This is a genomic window from Pantoea sp. CTOTU49201 (genome assembly GCF_032054795.1).
GTDB classification, from domain to species: Bacteria; Pseudomonadota; Gammaproteobacteria; order Enterobacterales; family Enterobacteriaceae; genus Pantoea; species Pantoea symbiotica.
Genome location: NZ_DAMBSA010000377.1, coordinates 1 through 4,492, shown reverse-complemented (window position 1 = coordinate 4,492; position 4,492 = coordinate 1). Strand labels below are relative to the sequence as shown.

Genomic DNA, 4,492 nt, shown 5'->3' with positions numbered 1-4,492 from the left:
GCGGTGCCTTTACCGTTACGAACACAAAATTTACAAATCTTGATTCCAGAACTGTTAGGCTACCTGGCCCGGCAGCAAGAGGTTTCTGCATCCACGTTGGCCCAATGGCTGGCGCGTCGAGATGATGCAGAAGACGCTCACTGGAATCACTCGCAGGCGATTGCACTGCTGGCAGAGCTGGAAAGGCTTTGCCCGCAACTGCTGAAGTCGCCGCCTTCAGGTCTGTTACAGACCATTGAGATTGAGAGCGCGCTGAACGCGTTGAAGCATGAGTGAACTAAACCAGGCTAGCCGGCCAAAGGCAATTTTTTTGATGGGGCCTACCGCCTCCGGTAAGACGGCATTAGCGATTTCGCTGCGTCAGCAACTTCCGGTGGAACTTATTAGCGTTGACTCTGCCTTAATCTATCGCGGGATGGATATTGGCACGGCGAAACCGTCGGCAGAAGAGTTAGCACTGGCGCCCCATCGTTTGCTGGACATTCGCGATCCGGCGGAAGCCTATTCCGCCGCAGAATTTCGTCGCGATGCGTTGGCAGAAATGGCGGAGATCACCCGGAAGGGGAAGATTCCGTTGCTTGTTGGTGGAACCATGCTCTACTTCAAGGCGTTGCTTGAAGGATTGTCGCCGTTGCCCTCGGCCGATCCCGAGGTGCGTCAGCGAATAGAGCAAATGGCGGCGGAGAAAGGGTGGGAAGCCCTGCACCGTCAGCTGTGTGAAATCGATCCGGTCGCCGGTAGTCGTATTCATCCGAATGATCCGCAGAGACTTTCGCGAGCACTGGAAGTTTTTTTTATTTCGGGTAAAACTTTAACGGAACTGACAAAAACCTCCGGCGAAGCGTTACCCTACGACGTGTACCAGTTTGCAATCGCACCTGCGAGTCGCGAACTGATACATCAACGCATTGCGTTGCGTTACGACCAGATGCTAGCGTCAGGATTTGAAGCGGAGGCTCGTGCACTGTTTGCGCGAGGTGATTTGCATACGGACATGCCTTCCATTCGTTGTGTCGGTTATCGCCAGATGTGGTCTTATTTATCAGGCGAAATTGATTACGACGAAATGGTTTATCGGGGAATTTGCGCCACTCGGCAGCTCGCTAAACGCCAGATGACCTGGTTACGTGGCTGGCCTGAAGTACACTGGTTAAACAGTGATGAGCCAGAGTCAGCGCGTAATGCGGTGCTTAAGGTAGTTAGTGCGTAGCAGGGATGATTGTGTACAATTGATTGGTTATCGTGCGCAAATTTTTACGCAGTTTTTCTGAACCACGGTTCTTAAAGCAACAAACAACAAGCATATAAGGAAAAGATAGAATGGCTAAGGGGCAATCTTTACAAGACCCGTTTTTGAACGCATTGCGTCGTGAACGTGTACCGGTTTCGATCTATTTGGTGAATGGTATTAAGCTGCAAGGGCAAATTGAATCCTTTGATCAGTTCGTCATTCTGTTAAAAAACACGGTCAGCCAGATGGTGTATAAGCACGCCATCTCTACAGTGGTTCCTTCTCGTCCAGTGTCGCACCATAGCAATAACGCGGGCGGCAGCGGTGGTAGCAGCAACTATCATCACAGCGGAAGCAATCAAGGCGCTCAGTCGCAGCCACAACAAGACGGCGATAACGCAGAATAATTTTGCGCTGCCGTAAAGCCAGGGCTGGAGAACGAGCACGTTTTCCTGTCCTGGTTATTTTATTTTAGCGAGGTTATAGCTTGTTTGACCGTTATGAAGCCGGTGAGCAGGCCGTACTGGTACACATCTGGTTCTCCCAAGACAAAGAGCTGGAAGATTTGCAGGAGTTTGAAACTCTTGTCTCTTCTGCGGGCGTTGAAGCGCTGCAAGTCATTACGGGCAGCCGTAAAGCGCCACATCCCAAATATTTTGTCGGTGAAGGAAAGGCAGTTGAAATTGCCGATGCGGTGAAAGCGAGTGGAGCATCGGTCGTTTTATTCGATCATGCCTTAACGCCTGCCCAGGAACGTAATTTAGAGCGTGTGTGTGAATGTCGTGTTGTCGACCGCACCGGCCTAATTCTTGATATTTTCGCTCAGCGCGCCCGTACCCATGAGGGTAAATTACAGGTCGAGCTGGCACAGTTACGCCACATGGCAACACGTTTAGTGCGTGGATGGACGCACCTTGAACGCCAAAAAGGTGGTATCGGTTTACGTGGCCCGGGTGAAACCCAGTTGGAAACGGACCGTCGTTTACTACGCAATCGAATAAGCCTGATCCTTTCCCGCCTCGAGCGTGTTGAGAAGCAGCGCGATCAGGGCCGCCAATCACGTGCTAAAGCTGACGTGCCAACCGTTTCTTTGGTGGGCTACACCAACGCAGGCAAATCTACCCTGTTTAATGCGATAACCTCCGCTGATGTTTATGTGGCAGATCAGCTGTTTGCGACACTTGATCCAACTTTACGTCGCCTGAATGTTGCAGACGTTGGTGAAGTGGTTCTGGCTGACACAGTGGGATTTATTCGTCATTTGCCACATGATTTAGTGGCTGCGTTTAAAGCTACGCTACAGGAAACGCGTCAGGCAGCGCTGCTGCTCCATGTTGTTGATGCGGCTGATTTACGTATCAATGACAACATCGAAGCCGTGAATGAAGTGCTGGTAGAAATAGAATCCGATGAAATTCCAGCACTGATGGTCATGAACAAAATCGATATGTTGGAAGATTTTGAGCCGCGTATCGATCGTAACGAAGAGAACCAACCGATTCGCGTTTGGTTATCTGCACAGAGCGGCGTGGGTCTGCCGTTACTGTGGCAGGCGCTTTCTGAGCGTTTGGCCGGTGAAATTGCGCAGTACGATTTACGTCTGCCGCCGGAAGCGGGCCGTTTACGCAGTCGTTTTTATCAGTTGCATGCTATAGAAAAAGAATGGAATGAAGATGATGGCTGTGTGAGTTTGCACGTGCGTATGCCGATCGTTGATTGGCGCCGTCTATGTAAACAAGAGCCGTCGCTAGCCAGTTATATTGTTTGACCGTTGCCTAACCGATCTTACCCAAAAGATTTCAGGTTGTAGCAAGGTGGCAATTGAACGAATTCCCGGGAGCTTACATCAGTAAGTGACCGGGATGAGTGAAAGCAGCCAACGCCGCTACAACCTGAAAGATGCAGGGTAAGCCGTAAATACAATAAATGGAGTAGAAACATGGCGTGGAATCAGCCCGGAAATAACGGACAGGACCGCGACCCGTGGGGAAGCAGCAATAATCAAGGCGGCAACTCTGGGGGAAATAAAGGAGGTCGCGATCAGGGACCACCTGATCTGGATGATATCTTCCGAAAGCTGAGTAAAAAACTCGGCGGACTGGGCGGTGGCAAACAGAATGACAATGGCCAACGCAGCGGCGGTAGCGGTGGCAAAATAGTTGGCATCGTTGCCGTAGCGGCGGTCGTTATCTGGGCGGCTAGCGGTTTCTACACCATCAAAGAAGCGGAACGTGGCGTCGTCACGCGCTTTGGCAAATTTAGCCATCTGGTTGAGCCAGGCCTCAACTGGAAACCGACTTTCGTCGATCAGGTTCGCGCCGTAAACGTAGAAGCTGTACGTGAACTGGCCGCGTCTGGCGTGATGTTGACCTCCGATGAGAACGTGGTGCGCGTTGAGATGAACGTACAGTACCGCGTGACCGATCCTGAGCGTTATCTGTATGCCGTGACCAGCGCCGACGACAGCCTGCGTCAGGCCACCGACAGCGCCTTGCGTGGCGTTATTGGTCGCTCAACCATGGACCGCATCCTGACGGAAGGCCGTACTGTGGTACGTAGCGAAACTCAGCGTGAGCTCGACGAGACCATCCGTCCGTACAACATGGGTATTACCCTGCTGGACGTAAACTTCCAAGCGGCGCGTCCACCGGAAGAAGTTAAAGCCGCGTTTGACGATGCGATTGCCGCGCGTGAAAACCGTGAACAGTACGTGCGTGAAGCTGAAGCTTATTCGAATGAAGTTCAGCCGCGTGCTAATGGTCAGGCGCAACGTATCCTTGAAGAGGGTCGTGCTTACAAAGAACGTACGGTGTTAGAAGCGCAGGGTGAAGTGGCACGTTTTGCCCGTTTGCTGCCTGAATATAAAGCTGCACCAGAAATCACCAAAGAGCGTCTCTACATTGAAACCATGGAACGTGTGCTGAGTCATACCCGCAAGGTATTGATCAGCGATCGTGGTAACAATTTGACGGTTCTGCCACTGGATCAACTGATGCGCGGTGGTCAGGCATCTGGTCAGGGCGGTCAGAAAATGACGAATTTAATGAAGTCTCCTTCGTCGTCCGATAGCAATGCGAATCGGGGAGATACTTCATCTTACAGTCCAGACAGCATCATGGATCAGCGTCGCGCTAATGCGCTGCGCAACGATACCCAGCGCCAGGGGAGGGAGTAATCGATGCGTAAGCCAATCATCGCCGTAATTATTGTAGTGCTGGTGGTGCTTTACGCGTCACTGTTCGTGGTGCAGGAAGGCCAACG

The 4,492-nt window shown here is 51.8% G+C and carries 4 protein-coding genes and 1 pseudogene; all 5 read left to right on the top strand.

Going from position 1 to position 4,492, the window contains the following annotated elements:
• Positions 1-276 (top strand): annotated as a pseudogene (locus tag RTY00_RS20360) (DNA mismatch repair protein MutL); the annotation flags it as partial.
• Positions 269-1,210, top strand: a complete 942-nt coding sequence (gene miaA / locus RTY00_RS20355) for a tRNA (adenosine(37)-N6)-dimethylallyltransferase MiaA (RefSeq protein ID WP_312665849.1) — start codon at positions 269-271, stop codon at positions 1,208-1,210. The pseudogene RTY00_RS20360 and the gene miaA, both read left to right, overlap by 8 nt.
• A 110-nt stretch (positions 1,211-1,320) precedes the next feature.
• Positions 1,321-1,638: an RNA chaperone Hfq gene (hfq, locus tag RTY00_RS20350; protein WP_008103618.1), complete on the top strand. Its 318-nt coding sequence runs from the start codon at positions 1,321-1,323 to the stop codon at positions 1,636-1,638.
• Between the two features lie 80 nt (positions 1,639-1,718).
• A complete protein-coding gene (gene hflX, locus RTY00_RS20345; protein WP_154154933.1) occupies positions 1,719-2,999 on the top strand; it encodes a ribosome rescue GTPase HflX in 1,281 nt (426 codons plus the stop codon).
• Positions 3,000-3,170: 171 nt separating this feature from the next.
• Positions 3,171-4,406, top strand: coding sequence for an FtsH protease activity modulator HflK (gene hflK, locus RTY00_RS20340; protein ID WP_008103614.1), 1,236 nt, complete (start codon positions 3,171-3,173; stop codon positions 4,404-4,406).
• The last annotated feature ends 86 nt before the right edge of the window (positions 4,407-4,492 follow it).

What these genes read in the sequence shown, in the direction of transcription:
- miaA (WP_312665849.1), top strand. Translation starts at nt 269, where the DNA reads ATGAGTGAACTAAACCAGGCTAGCCGGCCAAAGGCAATTTTTTTGATG.
- hfq (WP_008103618.1), top strand. Translation starts at nt 1,321, where the DNA reads ATGGCTAAGGGGCAATCTTTACAAGACCCGTTTTTGAACGCATTGCGT.
- hflK (WP_008103614.1), top strand. Translation starts at nt 3,171, where the DNA reads ATGGCGTGGAATCAGCCCGGAAATAACGGACAGGACCGCGACCCGTGG.